The sequence below is a fragment of the Promicromonospora kroppenstedtii DSM 19349 genome, assembly GCF_000515355.1.
Lineage (GTDB): Bacteria > Actinomycetota > Actinomycetes > Actinomycetales > Cellulomonadaceae > Promicromonospora > Promicromonospora kroppenstedtii.
The window spans coordinates 73631-96357 of sequence record NZ_KI911565.1; the positions used below are offsets into that span (position 1 = coordinate 73631).

A 22727-nucleotide genomic window follows, 5' to 3' on the forward strand; every position below is an offset into this window, starting at 1 on the left:
TCCGTTCCCGGGGCCGCACGCCCGGACGGGCGGCGGCTCCGGGGCTCACGAGCCCCTGGCTCGTGCGCTCGTTCCTCGGACGACTCTGCACATGTCGATGTCCTGCGAGGCTGCGCCTCACTCCTCAGATGTCGAGGAACCGCACGTCCTTGGCGTTGCGCTGGATGAAGGTGCGGCGGGACTCGACGTCCTCGCCCATGAGCACGGAGAAGATCTCGTCGGCCGCGGCCGCGTCGTCCATGGTCACCTGCAGCAGCGTCCGGTGGTCCGGGTCCATCGTGGTGTCCCAGAGCTCGGAGTAGTCCATCTCGCCCAGGCCCTTGTAGCGCTGGATGCCGTTGTCCTTCGGGATCCGCTTGCCCTGCGCGGCGCCGGCCTCGAGGAACGCGTCGCGCTCCCGGTCCGAGTAGACGTAGTCGTGCGGTGCGTTGCTCCACTTGATCCGGTACAGCGGCGGCTGCGCGAGGTACACGTGGCCGTGCTCGATGAGCGGACGCATGTACCGGAACAGCAGTGTGAGCAGCAGGGTGGCGATGTGCTGACCGTCGACGTCGGCGTCCGCCATGAGCACGATCTTGTGGTACCTCAGCTTCGCGATGTCGAAGTCCTCGCCGATGCCGGTGCCAAAGGCCGTGATGAGCGCCTGGACCTCGGCGTTCGAGAGCGCCTTGTCCAGCCGTGCCCGCTCGACGTTCAGGATCTTGCCGCGCAGAGGGAGGATCGCCTGGGTGCGCGGGTTGCGACCGCGGACCGCCGAGCCACCTGCCGAGTCACCCTCGACGACGTAGATCTCGCACTCTTCCGGGTGGTTCGACTGGCAGTCCCGCAGCTTGCCAGGCATGCCGCCGCTGCTCAGGATTCCCTTGCGCCGGGTCGCCTCGCGCGCCTTGCGCGCCGCGATGCGGGCCTGGGAGGCCTGGATCGCCTTGCGGATGACGTCGCGTGCCTCGTTCGGGTGGGCGTCGAACCAGTCGACGAGCTGCTCGCGCACGACGCGCTGCACGAAGGTCTTGGCCTCCGTGTTGCCGAGCTTCGTCTTGGTCTGGCCCTCGAACTGCGGTTCGCCGAGCTTGACGGAGATGACGGCGGTCAGGCCCTCGCGGATGTCGTCACCCGTGAGGTTCTCGTCCTTCTCCTTGATGATCCCCTTGTCTCGCGCATAGCTGTTGACCAGCGTGGTCATCGCCGCGCGGAAGCCCTCCTCGTGCGTGCCGCCCTCGGTGGTGGAGATCGTGTTGGCGAAGGTGTGCACCGACTCGCTGTAGGCGCTGGTCCACTGGAGCGCGACCTCGACGGAGATCTTGCGCTCGGTGTCCTCGCTCTCGAACGAGATCACGTCGGGGTGGATGAGCTCCACGCGCTTCGCCGAGTTCAGGTGGTGCACGTAGTCCATCAGGCCGTCGTCGTACTTGTACGTGACGGTGCGCCAGGCGTCGGCCCCCTGCGCGTCCGGGGTGGTCCCGTCGGCGTCGGCCTGCCCGTCGGTGACCCGCTCGACGCCGTCGGCGGGCACCTCGGGCTCCGCGCCCGTGACCTCGTCGGTCGCAGCGGAGTGACCCGCGCGCTCGTCGGTCAGCGTGATCTTCAGGCCCTTGTTCAGGAACGCGTACTGCTGGAACCGCGCCCGGAGGGTCTCGAAGTCGTACTCGGTGGTCTCGAAGATGCTGCCGTCGGCCCAGAAGGTCTGGGTGGTCCCGGTGTGCTCGTCGGCACCGAGCGGCTCGAGCTTGTCGACGCCGGTGATCGGGTTGCCACCGTCGGTGTACTCCTGGCGCCAGTGGAAGCCGTCGCGGCGCACCTCGGACACGAACCGGGTGCTCAGGGCGTTCACCACCGACATACCGACGCCGTGCAGGCCGCCTGAGACGGCATATCCGCCGCCGCCGAACTTTCCGCCGGCATGCAGGATCGTCATCACGACCTCAAGCGTGGGCTTGCCCTCGGTCGGGTGCATGGCGACCGGGATACCGCGGCCGTCGTCGGTGACTCGCACCCCGCCGTCGGCCAGAAGGCGTACGTCGATCTCCGTGGCGTGGCCTGCGAGAGCCTCGTCCACAGCGTTATCCACAATCTCGTACACAAGGTGGTGGAGCCCACGCTCACCGGTTGATCCGATATACATGCCCGGTCGCTTACGAACGGCCTCGAGACCTTCCAGGACTGTGATGTTCCCGGCGTCGTAGCCGCCGTCGATTCGCTCTGTCACGGGCGGGGTTGCTCCTCGTCTTTCAGGCACACGATGTGCACGACGACGGACGTACCAGCTACGGCACGAGCGGCTCGGGCCCGGTGGGACCCCGGCCTGCTCGGGTGCTATGCACGGTCCGACGGCTCGTCGGTGCTCAGCGTTCCGGGCTCTCAGGACGTTCCTGGGAACCCGGCGCGGTTGACCCCCTCATACTACCTTCTGAGCGGCGAAAACCCGGGATCCTGGGGTGTTTGTAGCCACTCCTCCACAACCTTTCTCCACAGGGTGATTTCTGGGGCCCTGGAGGGGTTCGGATCAGGCCTCCGGACCGCCGCCGCGGTGGTTGATCGGGTTCGCGGCCCGGACGTTGATCACCGTCGGGGGCGGCACGCGATCGCCAGGCCCGGACGGTGTCGTCCGCCGGTCCACGGAGCACGTGCCAAGCGCATGTCGCGACCGCACCAGGCATGCAGATGCCCACTGAATCGCAACGTCACTGCCTGACGAAGGTCAGAAAATTTGTACGCAGAAGGAGACATTTCGTTGATTTGTCTTTTTCTGCTCTAATGGCACCGACCGGTCACATGCGCGCGCTCGCGCACTCTCACTTCGAAGGGCTTATAGAGTGAAGAAGCTTCTTGCCGGCGGAACCCTCGCCGTCCTGGCTTTCGGCGGCATGATCGCCTCGGCCGCACCCGCATCCGCACACACGCCGAGCGTCTCCTCGGACTGCGGTTTCGTGAACGTTGATCTCAAGTACTACCAGGACGCCAAGGTCACGGTCGTCATTGACGGCCAGACCGTCGAGGACACCGAGTTCAGCGGTGGATTCCAGAAGCGCTACGAGGAGAACCTCGGGCTCGACAAGGCGCACGAGTGGACCGTCACCGTCGACGCCTACGACGGCAAGGACGGCACGCAGTACGACTGGTCGCAGTCGGGCTCCATCGGTGTCTGCCAGACGCCGCCGCCCGCCGAGGTCGTCAACCCCGTGGTGCCGGAGGCCGTTTCCGGCTGCGCCGCCAGCCTGGACGACATCGTGCTCCCGGAGAGCACCGAGGCGATCACCTACACCAAGACCGAGGCCGGCATCGTCGCCACCCTCAACTCGGAGGAGTTCACCTTCCCCGAGGAGCTCGGTGCCTACATCCCGCAGGAGGACGGTTCGGCCCTGCTGCCGACCGAGGCCATCGTCTTCGAGGAGGAGTGCGAGCCGACGCCGACGCCGTCCGAGCCTTCGGTCGAGCCGAGCGAGGAGGCCTCCGTGGCGCCCGTCGACGAGCCGTCCGCCTCGCCCAGCCCCGCGGCTGAGGAGCCCGAGGAGCTCGCCGCGACCGGTGCGACCGTCGGTGGCGCCATCGCGTTCGCCGCGCTGCTGGCCATCGGTGGCGTCGCCCTGGTCTGGGCCCGCAAGCGCATGCAGCACAACGCGTGAGCTGATCGCTCCTGGCTGACGCCACGGCGCAGCTGAGCAGAGAAGGGCTCCCCGGCTTCGGCCGGGGAGCCCTTCGTGCGTCTGTGGACGCGTGAGCGTGCGCCTGTGGATATCCGGACGGCGTCAGCCCCAGGTGTCGCGGGGACCCGGTCCGCGCACCGAGCGCGGACCGCGCCGGAAGCCCGGACCCGCGGGGCCGAGAACGGTGACCTCCTCGACGACGCCCTCACCGATCTCCTCGGCCATGCGGCGGATCAGGTTCGGCACCAGCAGCCGTAGCTGGGTCGCCCAGGCGGTGGAGTCCGCGCGCACCACGAGGACCTTGTCCTCGAACGTCTCGGGCGTGCAGTGGTCGGCGATCTCCGAGCCCACGACCTCGCGCCAGCGGCCCACGACACCGCCGACCGACACCTCCTCGGTCCAGCCCTTCTCCCGCAGCAGCCGGCCGACAACGGCCCCGAGAAGCTGTGGATCCCGCGCTCCGGGGCCCGAACCGCTCGACCGGGGCTCGGCCAGGGGAGATCGCCGTGAGGGCGATCCGGGCCGCAGCCCACGGGCACGGGCCGCCGCCTTGGCACGGTTCAGCGCCGCGCGTGCGACCTCCGACGGTGGGGTCAACGCGGGCTCGGAGTTATCCACAGGCCCCTGTGGAGATTCATCAGTCACGGGTCACCGTCCCGGGTTCCACGTGAAACCGTACGCCGTCGAGCGCCGCCGGGATGTCCTCGGGCACGGCAGCCGTCACGAGTACCTGGCGGGCCGGCAGCACCAGGTCCGCGAGACGCTGCCGGCGTCGGACGTCGAGCTCGGCGAACACGTCGTCAAGGATGAGCACCGGGTCTGCGTCGGTGCCGAGATCCGGGTCCCAGAATGCGGGTGAATCCGCCGAATTCTGCGGATCCCCGCCCAGCAGACGGAACGACGCCAGCCGCAGCGCGAGAGCGAACGACCACGATTCGCCATGGCTCGCGTACCCCTTGGCAGGTAGCCCGCCGAGCGTCAGGACAAGGTCGTCCCGGTGCGGCCCGACCAGGCTCACGCCACGTTCGAGCTCCTGCGGCCGGGCGGCGGCCAGTGCCTCCAGCAGGAGGTCACGGAGGCGCGCGACGTCCGAAAAGTTATCCCCAGAGCCTGTGGACAAGTCCGGTGGATTGTCCTCCGACAGCGCCGGGAGGGACGACCGGTAGGCGATCTCCGCGTCGCCGTCGGCGTCGCTCACCTGCTCGTACGCCGCGGCGACCGCGGGACGGAGCGCGTGCACCAGCTGGACCCGCAGCGACAGGATCTCTGCCCCCAGCTCCGCGAGCCGGGCGTCCCAGACGTCGAGCGTCGAGAGCTCGGCTGCCGCCGAGCTCTCGGAGCGGGACGACCCACCCGACCGCCTCGCCGACCGGGCCGACTTGAGAAGTGCCGACCGCTGCCGCAGCACCCGTTCGTAGTCCGAGAGCACCGCGGACATCCGCGGCACCATCAGGACCAGCAGCTGGTCCATGAACCGCCGGCGGCCGTCCGGGTCACCCTTCACCAGGGCGAGATCCTCGGGGGCGAACAGGACCGTCCGCAGGACGCCCAGCACGTCTCGCGCCCGGACCGGCTGGCCGCGATTGATCCGGGCGCGGTTCGCCTTGCCCTGGGTGATCTCCAGCTCGACCGTGCTTGCCCGGTCGCCACGCACGATCCGGGTCCGCACCACGGCGCGCTCCGCGCCCGAACGCACCAGCGGTGCGTCCGTGGCGACGCGGTGCGAACCCAGGGTCGCGACGTACCCGATGGCCTCGACGAGGTTGGTCTTGCCGCGGCCGTTGCGCCCTACGAAGGCGTTGACCCCGGGCTCGAGCTCCACGTCGGCCGACGCGTACGACCGGAAGTCCAGCAGGGAGAGGTGGGAGACGTACATCGGTAGGAGATCGTACGTCCCGGACGCTACTCCGCCGACTTGACCGCGTGCCCGCCGAACTGCTGGCGGAGCGCGGCCACGGCCTTCATCGCCGGCGACTGCTCCTGGCGGGAGGCGAACCGCGCGAACAGTGCGGCAGAGATCACGGGGAGCGGGACGGCCAGGTCGATGCCCTCGTCCACGGTCCAACGGCCCTCGCCCGAGTCGTCGACCCAGTCGTCCAGCAGGGCGAGCTTCGGGTCCTCCTCCAGCGCCTTGACCATGAGGTCGAGCAGCCATGAACGGACGACCGTGCCGCGGCTCCAGGCGCGGACCGTGCCGTGCACGTCGGTGATCAGGTCGGACTTGGCAGCCAGGAGCTCGTAGCCCTCGGCGTAGGCCTGCATGAGGCCGTACTCGATGCCGTTGTGGACCATCTTGGCGTAGTGCCCGGCCCCGACCCCGCCCGCGTGGACGAAGCCCTCCTCACGGGGCCCCTCGGGACGCAGCGCGTCGAAGACCGGCATGACGCTCTCCACGTCCGCGGCAGCCCCGCCGACCATCAGGCCGTAGCCGTTCTCGAGGCCCCAGACACCGCCGCTCACACCGACGTCGAGGTAGCCGATCCCGTTCTTGGCGAGCTCCGCGGCCCGCTCCTGGTCCTCGACGTAGTGGGAGTTACCACCCTCGATCACGATGTCGCCCTCGGACAGGATCTGCCCGAGCTGGTCGAGGACCCCGCGTGTGGGCTCGCCGGCCGGCACCATCACCCAGACGACCCGCTTCTCCTCGGGAAGTGCAGCGGCGAGGTCGGCGAGCGTCTCGACGTCGGACACCTCGGGGCGCGGGTCGAACCCGGTGACCTCGATGCCGCCCTTGCGAAGGCGGGCCCGCATGTTGTTGCCCATCTTCCCCAGGCCGACCAGGCCGATGTGGGTAACCATGTGCGTGAAATCCTCCAGGGTCGTTCGACGGGGTCGCTCGTGGCGGCCGCCTTGGTGCTTGCTGACGGTGCTGTGGATGCACTGGACCGGTCCGGCCCCGAGGGGCGGAGCGACGGACCGTCAGCCGGTGAAGCGGATCGGCACCAGCAGGTACCGGTAAGCGGAGTCGTCCTCGCCGTCCAGGCTGCCCTGGCCGGTGAACTCCACCGGCTTGTTCGGGTGCGTGAAGGACAGCCGGACGAAGTCCGTGCCCAGTGCGCCCAGCCCGTCAAGCAGGAACTGCGGGTTGAAGGCGACGGCGATGTCCTCGCCGACGAGCACGGCCTCCAAGGCCTCGGAAGCCTGCGCGTCGTCACCCTGCCCGGCGTCCAGCACGACCTGCCCCTCGCTGAACGAGAGGCGGATCGGCGTGTTGCGCTCCGCGACGAGGCTCACGCGCTTGGCGGCCTCGATCAGCGGCGCGGTGGCGACGACGGCGTGGATGGGGGTGCTGTCCGGGAACAGGCGGCGGACGGCCGGGTAGTCGCCGTCGACCAGCTGGGACGTGGTCTGCCGGCCGCCGGCCTCGAAACCCACGAGGTCGAGGCCTTGTCCTGTGGACAGACCGACGTTCACGAGACCGCCGCCCGAGCCGAGCGACTTGGCGACATCGTTGAGCGTGCGGGCCCGCACCAGCGCGACCGCGGAGAAGCCCGGGGTGGCCGGGGTCCACGTCAGCTCACGCAGGGCGAGCCGGTAGCGGTCGGTGGACAGGAGGGTGATGCGCTCGCCCTCGATCTCGACCCGCACGCCGGTGAGCAGAGGCAGCGTGTCGTCCCGGCTGGCGGCGACAGTCACCTGCGCCACGGCGTGGGTGAACGCGTCGCCCGAGACCGTGCCGCTGACCTCGGGGAGACCCGGCAGCGCGGGGTACTCGTCCACAGGCATGGTGAGGAGGGTGAACCGGCTGGCGCCGCAGGTGACGATCACCTTGTTGCCCTCGAGCGCCACGTCGACGGGCTTGTTGGGCAGCGCGCGGGAGATCTCGGCGAGCAGTCGCCCGGAGACCAGCACCGTGCCCGGCTCTGCGACCTCGGCGGGGATCTCCGACCGCGCGGACGTCTCGTAGTCGAAGCTCGCGAGGTTGATCACGCCCTGTGCGTCGGCCTCGATCCGCACGCCGGCGAGGACCGGAGCCGGCGGGCGCGTGGGGAGCGTGCGAGCGGTCCATGTCACGGCATCGGCGAGGACGTCGCGCTCGACCCTGAACTTCATGCCGTTGCATCTCCTCTTGTTCCTGGACTGTCGAGGGAAACCCTACGCGAGTTGAGGACCGGGCGGCACTCGATAGACAGGGGCTGTGGATGGACTTCCTGAAGGCTCTCGTACTAGTGTTCGAAGTGCTGTCCGAGCGCCCGATCGCCTGATGAAGGCGTGTGGATTCCCCCTGATAGATAACTGTCGTAGTAGTAGTCGGTGTTGTGGAAACTGGGGAAATCGTGTCTTTCCGCAGGTCAGGTGCCATTTCTGCCTGTGGAGGAACTGTGGGTCCAACTGTGCATGAACTGGGGACCACTGTGGACGGCCAGTTTTTACACACAGGCTGTCCACCGATTCGGGTCTCGTCGCCCACAGAAAACATGCCTTCATCCACACCCGTCCACAGGCTTGTCCCCAGGTGTGTATGGGCTGGTCAGCGCGGCGGACCAAGTTCTGCACAGACTCGGTCCACAGCGCTGGGGACAACCTGATCGGAGTCGCCGGAATCCGGGGATCCTGGTGTGGACAGACCTGTGGAGGTGCGTATACGCAACACCCCTGCGCACCGATATGGCTGTGCACAGGGGTGTGGATAGGTGTGGAACTGCTGGTTATGCCGGATTTCACAGACGGGTTCGGGCCTCTGTGTGGCCCAGGGGACGTGGGTCCCGCGCAGAACACGGAGACAGGCCGGCATGAGCCAGGGACGGCCAGGAGGGCTCGTCAGCCGCGCTGCTGCTGCTTGATCCGGCTGGTGAGCTCGGTGACCTGGTTGTAGGTCGAGCGGCGTTCCGCCATCTGTCCGGCGATCTTCTTGTTCGCGTGCATGACCGTGGTGTGGTCACGGCCGCCGAACTGCTGGCCGATCTTGGGCAGCGACAGATCGGTGAGCTCGCGGCACAGATACATGGCGATCTGCCGGGCGGTGACCAGCACGCGGGAGCGTGACGAGCCGCACAGGTCGTCGATGGTGAGGCCGAAGTACGCGGCAGTCTGCGCGATCACGACGGCGGGAGTGATCTCCGCCGTGTCGTCGTCGTCGGTGATGAGGTCCTTGAGGACTATCTCCGCCAGCGCCAGGTCGACCTGCTGCCGGTTGAGGTTGGCGAACGCGGTCACGCGGATCAGCGCGCCCTCCAGCTCACGGATGTTCGTGGAGATCCGCGAGCCGATGTAGGAGAGGACCTCGGCCGGCACGTCGAGGTGTTCGCTCGCCGCCTTCTTGCGCATGATGGCGATGCGGGTCTCGAGGTCCGGGGGCTGGACGTCGGTGATGAGGCCCCACTCGAAGCGGGAGCGCAGCCGGTCCTCGAACCCGTTGAGCTGTTTGGGCGGGACGTCGGACGTGATGACGACCTGCTTGTTGGCGTTGTGCAGCGCGTTGAAGGTGTGGAAGAACTCCTCCATCGTCTGTTCCTTGCCCTGCAGGAACTGGATGTCGTCGATGAGGAGCACGTCGACGTCGCGGTACCGACGCTGGAACGCGCCCGCCTTGCCCTCGCCGATGCTGTTGATGAAGTCGTTGGTGAACTCCTCGGAGTTCACGTACCGCACCCGGATGTGTGGATACAGGTTGTGGACGTAGTGCCCGATGGCGTGCAGCAGGTGGGTCTTGCCCAGCCCCGAGTCGCCGTAGATGAAGAGCGGGTTGTACGCCTTGGCCGGCGCCTCGGCCACGGCGACCGCGGCAGCGTGCGCGAACCGGTTGGACGAGCCGATGACGAACGTCTCGAAGATGTACTTCGGGTTCAGCCGGGTGGGCTCGGCGGAGGGCTTGGGCGCGGGCTGCGGCGCTATAGGCATCTGCGCCTGCTCGGGCTCCGGTGGCTCCTGCTCGAGGGAGAGCGCGGCCGGTCCGGAGATCTGCGACGGGCCGGCGAGCGTGCTGCTGCTCAGCTCGGGGTCCACGGTGATGCCGAAGCGGACGTCCCGGCCGAGCACCGAGGACATCGCGGAGACCAGGTCGTCGCGAACGGCCGTCTCCAGGTAGGTACGCGTCTGCTCGTGGGGAACGGCGATGAAGACCATGTCGTCCAGCACAGCCATCGGCTTGGCGAGACGGATGAAGGCGAGCTGCCGGGGGCTCATGTCAGGCCGGGCCTCGAGCGCTGTCAGGGTCTGCGCCCAGACGTCGCCGATGTTCTCGTCCGGGTTGGCCACTGGCTTTCCTTCGTCTCGTGCGTGGGGTGGTGCGCGATGCTGGGGTGTGTTGGAGTCTGCCATGATGGGGCACCGTCCACACAGTTGTCCACAGGTTGTGGATGGCGGGGATCATGGCTGGGTAAGTGGTACGTAGCCTGCGTTGACGGGGTGGGGACACGGACGTCCGGGACGCACGGTGTGGCGCGTCCGACACGCATGATCCTGCGGTTCTGGTTTGACCCGGGGGCTCCCGTCGGCGTAACGTCAGACAGCCGTTCCAGGTACTTCTGCGCGCCTATACACGGATCCGAGCCACGTCCTCCGACGTTGGCCAGGACCAGTGGGCCAGGCCCCGGGTCGGCTCGGTCGATCGAAGTACTGAGCGGCCACCATTCACTGCATCGTCGAGGACAGACGGTGTGCCTACCCCGACGTTCTTGGAGTACCTCGTGAGCAAGCGGACCTTCCAGCCGAACAACCGCCGTCGTGCGAAGACCCACGGCTTCCGGCTGCGCATGCGCACCCGTGCCGGCCGCGCCATCCTGGCAGCTCGCCGGCGCAAGGGTCGCGCCGAGCTCTCAGCCTGAGCCATGTTGCCCGCGGCGCACCGTCTGCGCCGTTCCGTCGACTTCGAGCGGACGGTGCGCCGCGGCACGCGCGCAGGTCGATCGACCTTGGTGGTTCACCTTCTCGTTCCGGACGAAAGCGTCTCGGATCCGGGATCGGGAACTCCCCAGGTCGGTTTTGTCGTTTCCAAGGCTGTGGGTAACTCCGTGCAGCGCAACCTGGTGAAGCGTCGGCTCCGTGCCGCGGCGCTCGGCCAGCTCTCAGTGCTGCCCGACTCCGCTCGGGCCGTCGTGCGCGCTCTTCCGCCGTCGGCGGGCGCGACCTACGCAGACCTCGATCGTGACCTCGACTCGTGCTTGCGCCGTGCCGTCGCGCGCGCTTCCGGAGGCGGGAAGAGATGACCACCGTCCCCGCACCCGAGGGTGAGGCACCGGTGCGCGAGCCATCGCTCATCGGCCGGCTCCCGGTGACGCTCCTCGTGGGGATGGTCCGGTTCTACCAGGCGTTCATCAGCCCGATGAGCCCTCCGAGCTGCAAGTACTACCCGTCCTGCTCGCAGTACACCGTGATCGCGCTCCGTCGCCATGGTGCGCTGCGTGGGCTCGGTCTCGCGCTGTGGCGCCTGCTGCGGTGCAACCCGTGGAGTCTCGGCGGCGTCGACGACGTGCCGCCGGCGCGCGGCACGCACACTCACGCCGAGGGCTGACCTGCCCCGGTCCGTGCCGCCGTACACGACCCCCTCGCACCTCCCGCAGACTTCGCGTCACCAACACTGGAGCTTCTTGACCGATGGACTTCTTCGCCTTCCTCTACCCCATCGAGTGGGTCGTGGCCTGGATCATGTACGGGTCGCACTGGCTGTTCACGACCCTGGGGATGTCCAGCGGCCCCGGCACCGCGTGGGTGCTCTCGATTGTTGCCCTCGTGATCGTCATCCGCGTGCTGCTCATCCCGCTGTTCTTCAAGCAGATCAAGGCGTCGCGCGGGATGCAGATGATCCAGCCCGAGCTGCAGGCCGTGCAGAAGAAGTACAAGGGCAAGACGGACCCGGCGTCCCGCGAGAACATGACCCGCGAGACCATGGAGCTGTACCGCAAGCACGGGACCAACCCGTTCGCCTCGTGCATGCCGATCCTGCTGCAGTCGCCGATCTTCTTCGCGCTCTTCCGGGTGCTCAACGGCCTGGAGCCGATCTCGACCGGCGCGCAGGATCCGATCGGCCCGATCACTCGTGAGGTCGCGAGCGACATCGAGTCGTCGACGCTGTTCGGCGCACAGCTGAGCGACGTCTTCCTGCAGACGGACTCGATGACCTCGCGCATCGTGGTGATCGTGCTGATCGTCGCGATGAGCGTCACGACCTTCACCACGCAGCGCCAGCTGACGATGAAGAACATGCCGCCGTCGGCTCTCGAGGGCCCGATGGCGCAGACGCAGAAGCTGATGCTCTACATGCTGCCGATCGTCTTCGCGATCTCCGGCGTGAACTTCCCGGTCGGTGTGCTGATCTACTGGACCGTCACCAACCTGTGGTCCATGGGCCAGCAGTACTACACGATCAAGCGGATGCCGACGCCTGGTTCCATCGCCGAGAAGCAGATGAAGGAGCGGCAGGCAGCGAAGGCCGCACGCAAGGCAGCGCGTAACGGCACGGTCATCGAGGACGAGGTCCCGGTGGTCGAGGAGCCGAAGAGCGGTCAGCGAGTTCAGCCGAAGCGCAAGAACCGGCAGAAGGGCGCGGCTCGGCCCGAAGCAACGCGACCGGCGATCGCTCAGGCGGCACCGCAGGACGCGGCCGACACGACGACCGATGCGCCGGCCGACAAGCAGCAGGTCGCCAAGTCGAAGCAGTCCGGCACGCCGAAGCAGGCCGGCTCGGCCAAGCAGTCCAGCACGCAGCCGGGATCGAAGCCCAAGCAGTCCGGTACCGCGCCGGGGGCGACCTCGTCGTCGTCGGGCAAGCGCAAGCAGAAGAAGTAGGAGGAGACTCGATGAACGCGAGCACAGGTACGGCCGCCCCCGATCCCGCGGCCACGGTCGCCGATCCGGAGGACCGCACCAAGCGCCTCGAGGAGGAGGGCGAGATCGCCGCTGACTACCTCGAGGAGTTCCTCGACATCGCCGACCTCGACGGCGACATCGACCTCGACATCAAGCACGATCGCGCCGCGGTCGAGGTGGTCGCGGACGACCCCTCGTCGCTGTCCCATCTGATCGGCCGCGAGGGCGAGGTGCTCGACGCGATGCAGGAGCTCACCCGGCTGGCCGTGCAGACGCGGACCGGGGACCGGAGCCGGCTGATGCTCGACATCGGCGGCTACCGGGCAGCACGCCGGGTGGAGCTCACCCGCATCGCTGAGAAGGCCGTCGAGCAGGTGCAGGCCTCGGGCGAAGAGGTAGAGCTCGAGCCGCTGAACGCCTTCGAGCGCAAGGTCGTGCACGACGCCGTCGCCGCTGCCGGCCTGGTCAGTGACTCGCGTGGCGTCGAACCGGAGCGGTACGTCGTGGTTCAGCCGGCCGAGACGTCGGCTGTGGTCACCGACTGAGCAGATGGCTTCGGCCGAGGGCCGGTGCGCGTCCCCAGGACGTGCACCGGCCCTCGGTGTGTTTGGCTACTTTCGACAGCGAGTGGAGGACAGGGACGTGGAAGGTTCCGACGTGGCAGGGGAGACAGGCACGGCCGATGAGGTGTTCGACGGCGAGACGCTTGGTGCGAGTGACACGGTCAAGGCGTACCTCGGTGATGCGTACGACGGCGTGGCTCGCTACGCAGAGCTGCTCCGCGACCAGGGTGAGCTGCGTGGGCTGATCGGGCCTCGCGAGGTCCCGCGCATCTGGGAGCGGCACATCCTGAACTCCGCCGCCGTGGTCCCGTACCTGCCGACGACCGGGTCGGTCGCGGACATCGGATCTGGGGCTGGTCTGCCGGGCATCGTGATCGCAGTGATGCGGCCCGAGCTCGACGTCATCCTGGTGGAGCCGATGGAGCGGCGGACCACCTGGCTCGCCGAGGTGGTCGCCGAGCTAGGACTCACCAACGTCCAGGTGAAGCGGGGGCGGGCCGAGGAGTATCACGACGCCTTCGAGGTCGACGCGGTCACGTCGCGGGCGGTCGCCGCACTGTCGAAGCTGGTCCGGATGAGCATGCCGCTGGTCCGGGTGGGCGGCGAGCTGGTGATCCTCAAGGGGCGCAACGTGGTGCAGGAGATCGAGCCTGCCCGCAAGGTGCTGCGCAAGTTCTCGGCCGTCGAGCCGGAGATCCTTGAGGGGGTCACGGTCGAGGGCGTCGAGGCGACGACGATCCTGCGGGTGCGGCGCAGCAAGTAGCGATGTTTCACGTGGAACGGGAGCGGTCGCCGGTGGGGCGACCGCTCCCGTTCTGTGTGGTGGCTGGCACCTGCTGGTCCTGCGTTGCCGGGTGGAGCGTGGCCTGCCTGAGGCCTCAGCAGCCGCCGCAGTTGTAGTACAGGATGTCCCAGTGGTTGCCCTCGTCGGTGTACAGATTGCCGGCGCCGGAGCGGTACTGGTAGCCCCAGCCGGAGATGTACCCGACATACGTGAAGGTGCTGGTGATGTAGTTGTCGATGCAGGTGGTCGGCCGGATGTCGAGCTTGTAGCCGTTCCAGTGACTGTAGGTGCCGCTCGAGTGGCCCGTCTCGGTGCCACCCGTGATCGTGATGGCACAGCCGCTGGCGGAGCGCAGCGTCTTGATCCCGTCGATGGTGGTCTGCCGCACCTGTTCGAACGACGTGCAGGTGGCGACGTTGCGATCGCTGCACCCGCCGCTCGACGTCCAGCTGATGCCGGCAGCGCTCAGCTGACTGGTCGCTTGTGTGTGGGTGAGGAAGGTGGCCGCGCTCGCCGGGGCGGCGAAGCCGAGCACGAGTGCTGCTGTGAACGCGGTGATGAGGGCAGTGGCTCGGGTGCTGAGTCTGGACAAGACGCCTCCCTGCGTGGAGTCAGACGTACCTGGCGCATTGAGGATATGTGGAGCGCCGGCTCGGTGGGGCATACCAGTTCTGCCATAGCGAGTAGTGCGCGGGTGCGGCGGCGGGATCTGATCTGCGGCTACGTGAGCCCGAGATGCGCGTGGCGCGTGGTGTGACCAGGGATGGCGGACGGCCCGGGGGCGCCAATCACAGGTCGGGAAGGGAAGGCGGAGAAAGGTAGGCGCAGGAGAGCAGCTGGCGGCGCCTCTCACGCATTGGCCGGGGCATCGTTTCACGTGAAACAGCGTGCGATGTCTGGCCTCTCGATCACACCGCTCCGGGTAAGGCCGAGAGGTCAGCGCGAGCGGGAGAGGCAGGAGTTGAGCGGCCCCTCTCGTAGATCTCTTTGGCTCAGGGGCATTCGGGGCGATGCCGGTTGGCGTGATGTCACGCTGGGGCGGGGGTTGCGTTTCACGTGAAACAGACTGGGTCGGACGGTGCGATCAGGGAGGGCGGCTGCAGTTGGCGACGAATGCTCGTCAGGCGACATCTGATCCCCCGCGCGACGGCGTTTCGGCACGCTTGAACAAGGGCGCGACCGTAGCGTTACACGGGTGTGCTTCTTCAGACGAAAGTCCAAGCGAGCGGCGGCGGCTGCGGCTGTAGCGGCGCGCGCAGCGACGGAAAATACGTCCGAGTCGTCCGCTTCTGCGCCTCTTGCGCCCAAGCGTGACGCCAACCCGGCCGCGGATGACACCGGAGCGGGGGGTGACGGCGCCAGTGCTGCCGGTGCGGTCGCCTCCGCGCGGAGTGTGCCACCACTGCACACTCCCGTGTCGAGCGCCGTCGGGACTGGGGCGTTGGTTGCGGGTTCGGAACAGGGGAGCGATGCCGAGACAGCCAGTCCCGGAACTGGACCGGTGGAGCAGCCTGACGCCGAGCCAACCAGCGTCTCCCCGGGTGAAGCGTCTGGCACGCCCTCCGTCGTGACGGTCGCCGAGCCGGCCGGACCCGAGTCGACCGTTACCCACTCTGGGCCGGCCACCGCTCAGGAAGCCGAGCCGCACAGCCAGGCAGGACAGGACGCGGATGCTCCAGCGGTCGAGACCGCACTGCTCGGCGTAGGGCTCGCAGGAGCGCGGTCCGCTGAAGCCCCTGAGCAAGGGGAGCCGTTGGCGGACGACCCGGCAACGGAGGTCCTCCGGGACGCCGGGCGTGCGGAGCCCCTCGCCACTCCCACTGGGACTGGCGCTGAACCCGGAGGCCAAGAAGCAGTTCCCTCGTCAGTCGACATGGCGCCGCCGACCGCGGAGATCGTGAGCGGTCTTCCGCGACACGAGATCTGGGGCCAGGACCGACCAGACCCTGAGGGAAAGAACGTTGCCGTACTCAACCAGCTGATCCAGTCGGTCACCCAGGCGGTGGCGACGGAAGACGACGAGAGCACCCACGTGGCAGAGGTCCTGGAGAACGACACGATGATGGAAGCAGTCCTGGAGCCGGCAGTTGGCGAACGGGAGGCGACCGCGGAGACGACGAACGGCGTCGCCGTCGACCCGGACCTCATGGAGGAGTTGCCCAACCAGCGGATCCCGGAGGATGCGATCAAGCGGGCGAGCGAGGCGCTCGACGCGGCCGTGAAGGCCGCACCGGCAGTGATCGGTTCCAGCACGATGGTGCGGGACGACGAGGCGGTGGAGTTCGTGGACTCCGAATTCACACATTTCGACGGAGAAACCGCGCCTGAGTCCGAGCCAGATGTCGGGGGCAGCGATTACAGTGTCCGCGTGACGGATCCGATTCCTGTGCAGAGCCTCTCCGCTCCTGGTGTTTCACGTGAAACGTCCGGGTCCGCGCAGACGCCCAATGGCACTCAGCAGCCCACGGGCGGCCCGCACGGCGGCGATGACGAGCGGCGATCGGCCCTCATCGCAACCGTCCCGGCCGTTGACGATACGACTCCTGTCGCCGCCGAGCTCGCAATGGACGCTCGCCGACGTATAGAACTACAGGGCAGGCGCTTCCCGCGCCCGCCGAAGACCCGCATCATCACGGTGGCGAACCAGAAGGGCGGCGTCGGCAAGACGACGACCACGGTGAACATCGCCGCTGGGCTGGCGCAGTCTGGCCTGAACGTGCTCGTGATCGACAACGACCCGCAGGGCAATGCCTCCACGGCGCTCGGAATCGAGCACCGCGCGGGTACGCCTTCCGTCTACGAGATCCTGGTCGAGGGCGAGCCCCTGGCGAACACCGTGCAGCAGTGCCCGGACATCCCCAACCTCTGGGGCGTGCCCGCGACGATCGACCTGTCGGGTTCCGAGATCGAGCTGATCTCCCTTGTTTCACGTGAAACGCGGCTCCGCAAGGCGCTCGACAAGTACCTGGACGACCGCGTAGCCGCAGGTGAGGAGCGCATCGACTACGTGCTCATCGACTGCCCGCCCAGCCTGGGCCTCCTGACGGTGAACGCGTTCGTCGCGGGCCGCGAGGTCTTCATCCCGGTGCAGTGCGAGTACTACGCGCTCGAGGGGCTGAGTCAGCTGCTCAAGACGATCGACCTCATTCGATCCCACCTCAACCCCGAGCTGCGCGTCTCGTCGATCCTGCTGACCATGTACGACGGCCGGACCAACCTGGCACAGCAGGTCGCAGGAGAGGTGCGGTCGCACTTTCCGGCGGAGACCTTCAAGACGACGATCCCACGCTCGGTCCGTATTTCCGAGGCGCCGAGCTACGGCCAGACCGTGATGACCTACGATCCTACGTCCACTGGCGCGCTTGCATATCTCCAGTCCTCCCGGGAGCTCGCCGAGCGCGGGCAGGGTGGGTCGAGTCCTCGCCGCATGAAGGCAGAAACGGTCGGAGCGCAGGACTGATGGTCGGCAGTGATGAACGGGATGCGCTGCACCCGGTGATGATGGAGACGAAGCCCGTCCGCGCTCGGCGTCGGACCGGAACCGACGAGGAGACACGATGAGTGCGAAGCGACGCGGGCTCGGGCGGGGCCTGGGCGCCCTGATCCCGACGGGTCCGGAACCCGACGAGCAGGTTTCCGGCGGAGGGGAGTCTGACGGTTTGGATGACGCCTTGGCGGGCTCGGTCGCGACCGTCGTCGAGGAGCGTCCATCGCACGAACTTGCTTCGACGGACGAGGCGCCGGTCAGCAGTGTGTCGGTCGGGACGACCACGGAGTCCGCACCCGAGCGGGCCACTGAGAAGAAGGTCTCCAAGAACACGGGACCACGTCCGAGCACGGTGAAGTGGGACTCCGCGATCGCCAGCGGCCGCCTGTCGGTGGCCAACGAGGGTGCGGACGGCAACGGCGCCTCGGCGTTGGACGATGCCTTCTTCAGCCGGGAGGAGAGCGCGGCCGAAGCTGTTTCACGTGAAACGCCGGACCTCGTCCCCGTGCCGGGCGCACGTTTCGCCGAGCTGCCTGTCACCGCGATCCGGCCGAACACGTGGCAGCCGCGCACGGTCTTCGACGAGGGTGATCTCGACGAGCTGGTCGAGTCGATCAAGGAGATCGGCGTGCTCCAGCCGATCGTCGTTCGGCCGGACAAAGAGCACCCGGGCGAGTACGAGCTCATCATGGGTGAGCGGCGCTGGCGTGCGACGCAGGCCGCTGAGCTGGAGACCATCCCGGCGATCGTCCGAGACACGGACGACGGGGACATGCTTCGGGACGCGCTACTGGAGAACCTGCACCGGTCGAACCTGAACCCGCTCGAGGAGGCAGCCGCCTACCGGCAGCTGCTCGACGACTTCGACTGCACCCACGAGGAGCTGGCGAACCGAATCGCGCGCAGCCGTCCGCAGATCTCGAACACCCTGCGGCTGCTGCGCCTTCCCCCGCTGGTCCAGCGCCGGGTCGCGGCCGGCGTGCTCTCGGCGGGCCACGCTCGGGCCCTGCTCGGGCTGAGCGACGGCGCCGAGATCGAGCGGCTCGCGCAGCGCATCGTGTCGGAGGGACTCTCGGTCCGCGCGACCGAGGAGATAGTGATGCTCACGGAGTCGGACGGCACCGGCTCCAAGGCTCGGAAGGCCCCGCGGGCCGGTACGCGCTTCGAGGCCGTGGATGAGCTGGCGACCCGGCTCTCCGACCGGTTCGAGACGCGCGTCAAGGTGGCCCTCGGCAAGAACAAGGGTCGCATGACCGTCGAGTTCGCCTCGGTCGAGGACCTGAACCGCATCCTCAACGTCATGGCTCCCGAGGAGCGCGGACTCCTCCGTCCGCCGTCCGAGGACTGACGGACAACGCGCGGACAAGCACACGGCTCAGGGCCGGCACCCGTAAGGGGTGCCGGCCCTGAGCCGTTTCACGTGAAACCGACGACGCCGAACTAGCGGACCGGGGTCAGTGCTCGGTCGATGACCGCACGGTAGAGCGTCGCCAGATCGTGCCCGCTGGCCGCGACGGCCTGCGGCAGCAGTGACATCTCGGTCATGCCCGGTGCGACATTGACCTCGAGCACATGGGCGGTGCCGTCCGGGTCGAGGATCAGGTCGGTGCGGGACAGATGCCGCAGGTGAAGCGCGCGGTGCGCGCGCACCGCGACGTCCGACACGAGGGCAGCCTGGTCCGTGGTCAGTCGCGCCGGCGCGAAGAACTCCGTCTCGCCGGCCACGTAGCGCGCGGCATAGTCGTACCCGCCGTCGGCCACGATCTCGACCGAGGGGAGGGCCTCCGGGCCGTCCGCGCCCTCGATGACACTGACCGCGAGCTCGATTCCGTCGACCGCCCGCTCGATGAGCGCCGTCTCGCCGTAGGCGAAGCACTCCACCATCGCGCGCGGCAGATCCTCGGCGCGGGTCACCACGGTGACGCCCAGCGCGGAGCCGCCCTCGGTCGGCTTCACGACCAGCGGCAGTCCGATACGCCGAAGGATCGTGTCGAGCACCGGCTGCGCCCCGAGATCGCGGAACAGGCTCTGGGGGAGCGTCACGTAGTCGGGGGTGGCGATCCCGGCGCCGAGCAGCGCGGACTTGGCGATCGGCTTGTTCCACACCACTCGGCTCGCCCGCGGACCCGTACCCACGTAGGGAAGGCCGACCATGTCGAGCACGTCGCGGACCGAGCCGTCCTCGCCGGACGCTCCGTGCAGCAGTGGCCAGACGACGTCCGGCCGGGTCTTCTCCAGGAAGGGTAGGAGGTCTGCGTCGACGTCGTGCAGCAGGACTTCCAGGCCGGTGGCGCGGAGCGCCTCGGCGACGCGACGCCCGGAGCGCAGGGAGACGTCGCGTTCGTGCGAGAGTCCGCCGGCCAGGACGACCACGAGCGGAACGCTCCGGGCGCCGTCGGAGCTGGAGGAGGTAGAGGGCAAGCCAGCGGTGGCCGGCTCGGCCGGGACGGGTGCGGGACTGGTCATCGAGGACTCACTCGGTCGGGACGAACTGGAACAGACAGCTGCCATGGTGTCAGACGCGCAGGTCAGCGGCGTGATCAGCCGCCCGCTGGCGCGCTGCGTCAGGCCAGGTCGGGTGCGGGGCCCTCGACGTCGTCCGTGTCGGGGTCGGGCTGCCCGGCGGTGCCGAAGAGCTGCACCAGCTCGGACTCGCCGTGCACGACGCCGGCCAGTCGGCGTACACCCTCGCGGATGCGCTCCGGAGTGGGGAAGCAGAACGAGAGGCGCATGTGGTCGGAGCCGCTGCCGTCGTAGTAGAAGGCGGTGCCGGGCACGTACGCGACGCGGGCGGTGACTGCCCTCGGTAGCATCGCCCTCGCGTCGAGGCCCTCGGGGAGCCGAACCCAGACGAAGAAGCCGCCCTGCGGTACGTTCCACGACGCGCCGGGCAGGTGTTCGCCGAGCGCGCCCACGAGCGCGTCACGCCGTTCGCGGTACGTCTCGCGGTAGGCCTTGATCTGCGCCTTCCAGTCGCAGGTCTCCAGGTATGTCGCCACGGCGAGCTGGGACGCGTTCGAGGGCGACAGGACCGCGGACTCGCTGGCGAGGACGAGCTTGTCCCGCACCGCGTGCGGCGCGATGACGAAGCCGACGCGGTAGCCGGGAGCGAACGTCTTGGAGAAGGAACCGAGGTACAGCACGCCGTCGGTGTCGTAGGAGCGGAGCGCGGGCATCGGCTCGGTGTCGAAGCCGAGCAGCCCGTACGGGTTGTCCTCGACCACGAGGACGCCGTGTTGGCGGCAGATCTCCAGGATCTGCGGACGCCGTTCGGTGGACAGCGAGACGCCTGCGGGGTTCTGGAAGGTCGGAACGGTGTACAGGAACTTCACGCGCCGGCCCGCGGCGGCGAGGCGGGTGAGCGTCGCGTCGAGCTCCGCGGGGACCAGGCCGTCGGCGTCGAGCGGTACCTGGACGACGTCGGCCTGGTAAGAGCGGAAGACGCCCAGCGCGCCGACGTATGACGGCGCCTCGGCGATGACGACGTCGCCCGGGTCCACGAAGATGCGGGTCACGAGGTCCAGCGCGGACTGCGACCCGGTGGTCACCACGACGTCGTCGGGGTGGGCGGACACGCCCTCCAGCGCGACGACCTGCGTGATGTGCTCGCGCAGCGACTCCTCGCCCTGTCCTGAGCCGTACTGCAGGGCCGTGGTCCCCTTGGTGACGATGAGCCGCTGCATCGTGTCGGCGATGACGTCGAGCGGCAGGCCCTCGAGATACGGCATCCCTCCCGCCAGCGACACGACCTCGGGACGGTTCGCTACCGAGAAGAGGGCTCGGATCTCCGAGGCGCGCATGCCGTGCGCTCGCGCCGCGTATGAACCGAACCACGGGTCGAGGCGGGTACCGGCAGTCTCGGGAAGCTCGTTCACGCACGTCAGTCTCGCACGCACCGTGTGCGAGACACAGTGGTCGTTCGTAGTGAAACGGTGAGACTGCCAGGCAGACCGGCTCCGGTAAGGCCCGAGCGGGCAGCAGAAGAGCGCGTGCCCGGCTCCACGTCCGGTCACGAGGACCAGCGGGCCGGGCACGCGCTCCTTGCACGCGGTGAGGGGACGGTCAGCCCGCGAGGACCTCGTCGATCTCCTCGGTCAGCGCGCGCTTCGGGCGGGCGCCGATGATCGACTTCACGACCTCGCCGCCCTTGTAGACGTTGAGCGTCGGGATCGAGACGATGCCGTAGTCCATGGCGGTCTGCCGGTTCTCGTCGGTGTCGAGCTTGACGATCTTGATCTTGCCCTCGTACTCGTCGGAAAGCTCCTCGAGGATCGGCGCGACCATGCGACACGGGCCGCACCAGGTGGCCCAGAAGTCGACGAAGACAGGAATGTCAGAGTCGAGGACCTCGGCCTTGAAGGTGTCGTCGGTGACCTTGATGGTGCTCATCCAGCATCCTCCTTGTAGATGGCCCCGTGCGGGGCCGAGCGGGGCGGGCCAGCGGGTGCCGGCCGGAGGGCTCAGTCGTTCAGCGAGTCCAGGAACGCCTGGGCGTCGAGCGCCGCCGAGCAGCCCGAGCCGGCGGCCGTGATCGCCTGGCGGTAGGTGTGGTCGACGGCGTCGCCGCAGGCGAAGACGCCGGGAAGGTTGGTGCGGGTGCTGCGGCCCTCGACGAGGATGTAGCCGTTCTCGTCCAGGTCCACCTGGCCCTTGACGAGATCCGTGCGGGGCTCGTGGCCGATCGCGACGAACAGCCCGGTCGCGTCCAGGTCGCGCACCTCGCCGGTGACGGTGTCCCGCAGGCTGAGCCCGGAGACCTTGTCGTCGCCCGTGATGCCGGCGATCTCGCTGTTCCACGCGAACTCGATCTTCGGGTCCGCGGTGGCACGCTCCGCCATGATCTTCGATGCGCGCAGGTCGTCGCGACGGTGCACGACGGTCACCTTCGAGGCGAAGCGTGTGAGGAACGTGGCCTCTTCCATCGCCGAGTCGCCACCGCCGACGACAGCGATCTCCTGGTCGCGGAAGAAGAAGCCGTCACACGTGGCGCACCACGAGACGCCGCGCCCGGAGAGGCGCTTCTCGTCGGGCAGCCCGAGCTCGCGGTAGGCCGAGCCGGTCGACAGGATCACCGAGCGGGCACGGTAGGTGTCGCCGCCACCCGTGACGATCGTCTTGACGTCGCCGGACAGCTCGACCTGCTCCGCGTCGTCCCAGACGACCTTGGCGCCGAACTTCTCCGCCTGCTCCCGCATGGCCTCCATCAGGTCAGGGCCCTGGATGCCGGCGGGGAAGCCGGGGAAGTTCTCGACCTCGGTCGTGTTCATGAGCGCGCCGCCCGCGGTGACCGAACCCGCGATGACCACGGGCGCGAAGCCGGCACGAGCCGCGTAGATGGCCGCGGTGTAACCCGCGGGACCGGACCCGACGATGACGACGTCGAGCACAGGGGCGTCGGCGGTGCCGGCGGCCGGAGCGGTGGTCTGTTCGGTCAAGGTGTTCTCCTCGAGTTCCATTGGCACACGCAACAACACGCGGGCGGGTCCCAGTGTTCCAGCCCT

Annotated in this window: 20 protein-coding genes; 9 read left to right on the plus strand and 11 right to left on the minus strand. The window is 68.3% G+C overall.

The window, feature by feature from the left end; genetic code table 11:
* Positions 1-124: 124 nt before the first annotated feature.
* Positions 125-2206, minus strand: coding sequence for a DNA topoisomerase (ATP-hydrolyzing) subunit B (gene gyrB, locus PROKR_RS00410; protein ID WP_036958746.1), 2082 nt, complete (start codon positions 2204-2206; stop codon positions 125-127).
* A gap of 607 nt (positions 2207-2813) precedes the next feature.
* On the opposite strand from gyrB, the gene PROKR_RS30340 reads away from it, so the two are divergent.
* The gene (locus PROKR_RS30340) at positions 2814-3623 is read left to right on the plus strand and encodes a hypothetical protein (protein WP_051432544.1); all 810 of its coding nucleotides are present in this window, start codon (positions 2814-2816) and stop codon (positions 3621-3623) included.
* Positions 3624-3746: 123 nt separating this feature from the next.
* Here PROKR_RS30340 and PROKR_RS00420 read toward each other — a convergent pair whose 3' ends face one another.
* The 5 genes from PROKR_RS00420 to dnaA all read right to left on the minus strand — a co-directional run bounded on the left by PROKR_RS00420 (position 3747) and on the right by dnaA (position 9842).
* Entirely contained in the window at positions 3747-4262 is a 516-nt protein-coding gene (locus PROKR_RS00420; protein WP_020017325.1) for a DciA family protein, read from the minus strand.
* A 19-nt stretch (positions 4263-4281) separates the two neighbouring features.
* Entirely contained in the window at positions 4282-5520 is a 1239-nt protein-coding gene (recF, locus tag PROKR_RS00425) for a DNA replication/repair protein RecF (protein ID WP_036958748.1), read from the minus strand.
* 26 nt (positions 5521-5546) lie between these two features.
* A complete protein-coding gene (gnd, locus tag PROKR_RS00430) occupies positions 5547-6443 on the minus strand; it encodes a phosphogluconate dehydrogenase (NAD(+)-dependent, decarboxylating) (protein ID WP_036958750.1) in 897 nt (298 codons plus the stop codon).
* Between the two features lie 120 nt (positions 6444-6563).
* Positions 6564-7697 (minus strand): DNA polymerase III subunit beta, encoded by a 1134-nt coding sequence (dnaN, locus tag PROKR_RS00435; RefSeq protein ID WP_020017328.1) that lies wholly within the window; start codon positions 7695-7697, stop codon positions 6564-6566.
* A gap of 708 nt (positions 7698-8405) precedes the next feature.
* Positions 8406-9842 carry a chromosomal replication initiator protein DnaA gene (dnaA, locus tag PROKR_RS00440; protein WP_020017329.1) on the minus strand — a complete coding sequence of 479 codons (1437 nt, stop codon included), beginning with the start codon at positions 9840-9842 and terminating at the stop codon, positions 8406-8408.
* A gap of 431 nt (positions 9843-10273) precedes the next feature.
* Here dnaA and rpmH point away from each other — a divergent pair, with 431 nt between their 5' ends.
* The 6 genes from rpmH (at position 10274) to rsmG (ending at position 13718) form a co-directional block, all read left to right on the plus strand.
* Entirely contained in the window at positions 10274-10411 is a 138-nt protein-coding gene (rpmH, locus tag PROKR_RS00445; RefSeq protein ID WP_010849920.1) for a 50S ribosomal protein L34, read from the plus strand.
* 3 nt (positions 10412-10414) lie between these two features.
* Entirely contained in the window at positions 10415-10792 is a 378-nt protein-coding gene (gene rnpA / locus PROKR_RS31210) for a ribonuclease P protein component (protein ID WP_084800171.1), read from the plus strand.
* A complete protein-coding gene (gene yidD, locus PROKR_RS00450) occupies positions 10789-11097 on the plus strand; it encodes a membrane protein insertion efficiency factor YidD (RefSeq protein WP_036958751.1) in 309 nt (102 codons plus the stop codon). Before rnpA ends, yidD begins: the two co-directional genes overlap by 4 nt.
* Before the next feature lie 83 nt (positions 11098-11180).
* Positions 11181-12371, plus strand: a complete 1191-nt coding sequence (yidC, locus tag PROKR_RS00455; RefSeq protein ID WP_036958752.1) for a membrane protein insertase YidC — start codon at positions 11181-11183, stop codon at positions 12369-12371.
* Positions 12372-12382: 11 nt separating this feature from the next.
* Complete coding sequence (locus tag PROKR_RS00460; protein ID WP_036958754.1) at positions 12383-12937, plus strand: Jag family protein; 555 nt, start codon at positions 12383-12385, stop codon at positions 12935-12937.
* Between the two features lie 112 nt (positions 12938-13049).
* Positions 13050-13718 (plus strand): 16S rRNA (guanine(527)-N(7))-methyltransferase RsmG, encoded by a 669-nt coding sequence (gene rsmG / locus PROKR_RS00465; RefSeq protein ID WP_036958809.1) that lies wholly within the window; start codon positions 13050-13052, stop codon positions 13716-13718.
* Positions 13719-13833: 115 nt separating this feature from the next.
* Here the strand turns inward: rsmG and PROKR_RS00470 are convergent, their stop codons facing one another.
* The gene (locus PROKR_RS00470; protein ID WP_084800172.1) at positions 13834-14331 is read right to left on the minus strand and encodes a hypothetical protein; all 498 of its coding nucleotides are present in this window, start codon (positions 14329-14331) and stop codon (positions 13834-13836) included.
* A gap of 1281 nt (positions 14332-15612) precedes the next feature.
* On the opposite strand from PROKR_RS00470, the gene PROKR_RS00475 reads away from it, so the two are divergent.
* Together PROKR_RS00475 and PROKR_RS00480 are read left to right on the plus strand one after the other, a co-directional pair.
* Positions 15613-17199, plus strand: a complete 1587-nt coding sequence (locus PROKR_RS00475) for a ParA family protein (RefSeq protein WP_425414843.1) — start codon at positions 15613-15615, stop codon at positions 17197-17199.
* Between the two features lie 97 nt (positions 17200-17296).
* Entirely contained in the window at positions 17297-18574 is a 1278-nt protein-coding gene (locus PROKR_RS00480; RefSeq protein ID WP_036958757.1) for a ParB/RepB/Spo0J family partition protein, read from the plus strand.
* A gap of 92 nt (positions 18575-18666) precedes the next feature.
* Here the strand turns inward: PROKR_RS00480 and PROKR_RS00485 are convergent, their stop codons facing one another.
* From PROKR_RS00485 to trxB, 4 genes are all read right to left on the minus strand, one after another.
* Complete coding sequence (locus PROKR_RS00485; RefSeq protein WP_084800173.1) at positions 18667-19692, minus strand: D-alanine--D-alanine ligase family protein; 1026 nt, start codon at positions 19690-19692, stop codon at positions 18667-18669.
* A 98-nt stretch (positions 19693-19790) separates the two neighbouring features.
* Positions 19791-21101 (minus strand): aminotransferase-like domain-containing protein, encoded by a 1311-nt coding sequence (locus PROKR_RS00490; protein ID WP_036958759.1) that lies wholly within the window; start codon positions 21099-21101, stop codon positions 19791-19793.
* A 187-nt stretch (positions 21102-21288) separates the two neighbouring features.
* Complete coding sequence (gene trxA / locus PROKR_RS00495; protein WP_036958760.1) at positions 21289-21615, minus strand: thioredoxin; 327 nt, start codon at positions 21613-21615, stop codon at positions 21289-21291.
* Positions 21616-21686: 71 nt separating this feature from the next.
* Positions 21687-22682 carry a thioredoxin-disulfide reductase gene (gene trxB / locus PROKR_RS00500; protein ID WP_036958762.1) on the minus strand — a complete coding sequence of 332 codons (996 nt, stop codon included), beginning with the start codon at positions 22680-22682 and terminating at the stop codon, positions 21687-21689.
* Positions 22683-22727: the final 45 nt, after the last annotated feature.

Excerpts from the sequence above, each read along its gene's own strand:
- gnd (WP_036958750.1), bottom strand. The coding sequence starts at position 6,443 with ATGGTTACCCACATCGGCCTGGTCGGCCTGGGGAAGATGGGCAACAAC.
- yidD (WP_036958751.1), top strand. The coding sequence starts at position 10,789 with ATGACCACCGTCCCCGCACCCGAGGGTGAGGCACCGGTGCGCGAGCCA.
- PROKR_RS00460 (WP_036958754.1), top strand. The coding sequence starts at position 12,383 with ATGAACGCGAGCACAGGTACGGCCGCCCCCGATCCCGCGGCCACGGTC.
- PROKR_RS00475 (WP_425414843.1), top strand. The coding sequence starts at position 15,613 with ATGGCGCCGCCGACCGCGGAGATCGTGAGCGGTCTTCCGCGACACGAG.
- recF (WP_036958748.1), bottom strand. The coding sequence starts at position 5,520 with ATGTACGTCTCCCACCTCTCCCTGCTGGACTTCCGGTCGTACGCGTCG.
- trxA (WP_036958760.1), bottom strand. The coding sequence starts at position 21,615 with ATGAGCACCATCAAGGTCACCGACGACACCTTCAAGGCCGAGGTCCTC.
- yidC (WP_036958752.1), top strand. The coding sequence starts at position 11,181 with ATGGACTTCTTCGCCTTCCTCTACCCCATCGAGTGGGTCGTGGCCTGG.
- PROKR_RS00485 (WP_084800173.1), bottom strand. The coding sequence starts at position 19,692 with ATGACCAGTCCCGCACCCGTCCCGGCCGAGCCGGCCACCGCTGGCTTG.
- trxB (WP_036958762.1), bottom strand. The coding sequence starts at position 22,682 with ATGGAACTCGAGGAGAACACCTTGACCGAACAGACCACCGCTCCGGCC.
- rnpA (WP_084800171.1), top strand. The coding sequence starts at position 10,415 with ATGTTGCCCGCGGCGCACCGTCTGCGCCGTTCCGTCGACTTCGAGCGG.
- PROKR_RS00480 (WP_036958757.1), top strand. The coding sequence starts at position 17,297 with ATGAGTGCGAAGCGACGCGGGCTCGGGCGGGGCCTGGGCGCCCTGATC.
- dnaN (WP_020017328.1), bottom strand. The coding sequence starts at position 7,697 with ATGAAGTTCAGGGTCGAGCGCGACGTCCTCGCCGATGCCGTGACATGG.